The organism is Paraburkholderia sp. BR14312, assembly GCF_040948675.1.
Lineage (GTDB): Bacteria > Pseudomonadota > Gammaproteobacteria > Burkholderiales > Burkholderiaceae > Paraburkholderia > Paraburkholderia nodosa_A.
In genome coordinates, this window is record NZ_JBFPKI010000102.1 from 1 (window position 1) to 255 (window position 255).

Here is a 255-nt window from a genome sequence, read left to right on the forward strand (position 1 = left end):
TCAAAGCCATTTTCAGATGTCGGGGTCCCGGCTAAATACAGATGTCGGGGTTGAGGTTGGTTCTGGGTGTGGTTGTTTCGCAGTCCTTTATATCTATCTGGAGGGGGTTTTTAGCACCGAGCCTCCCGGGTTGCGGTGAGTCCCCTACCGCCGCATTCAAGTCCTCGAGCGTCACTTCGCGCTGCTTCCGTGCGCCAGGCAATGGTTTCGGTTTGCGTACCGCGGCGCCGCGATTGGTGCGGGATGGCGAGCCTG

1 pseudogene is annotated in these 255 nt (G+C 58.8%); it reads right to left on the reverse strand.

From position 1 onward, the window contains the following. Window positions 1-31: 31 nt before the first annotated feature. Window positions 32-255, reverse strand: a pseudogene (locus AB3X98_RS42200) (transposase); the annotation flags it as partial.